The organism is Bacillus sp. LR--39, from assembly GCF_053613335.1.
Map to the genome: position 1 here is coordinate 1 of NZ_JBSIOT010001602.1, position 517 is coordinate 517.

General features: G+C 45.8%; 1 protein-coding gene. It reads right to left on the minus strand.

Annotation, left to right across the window (positions count from 1 at the left end; genetic code table 11):
• The coding region (locus ACWHAR_RS32030; RefSeq protein WP_452089042.1) for a sodium-dependent transporter at positions 1-517 on the minus strand (517 nt) is incomplete at both ends.

Consider the following 517-nt stretch of genomic DNA (forward strand, 5'->3'; position numbering starts at 1 on the left):
AATTTCAACCATCGAAAATGCTGAGGTTAAGGCTGCAAATAAAAATGCAACGAGAAAGCCGATAAAAAACAACGTGCCGAACGGAAGCTGTTCAAAAACGGCCGGAAGCACTGTAAACAGCAGTGTCGGTCCTTCATTTGGCTGAAAACCGAATGAGAAAACCGCCGGAAAAATAGCCAAACCTGCCAAGAGTGTCACAATGATATTCATCAAGACAATGGAGGCTGCCGAACGAGGGATATTTTGTGTTTTCGGCAAATAGGAGCTGTAGGTCACCATCACCGAAACCCCCAGTGTTAACGTAAAGAAGGCCTGTCCCAGCGCGAATAATATGGATTCCGGAGTCAGATCGCCGAAATGAGGCACAAGCAGAAACTTTACGCCTTCCATTGCACCATTAAGCGTAAGAGACCGAAGAACGAGCAGAATAAACAATAAAAACAAAATCGGCATCATCACCGCGCTTACCCGTTCAATCCCTTTTTGAACCCCTCTTGCGACAACGAGTACAGTCAGT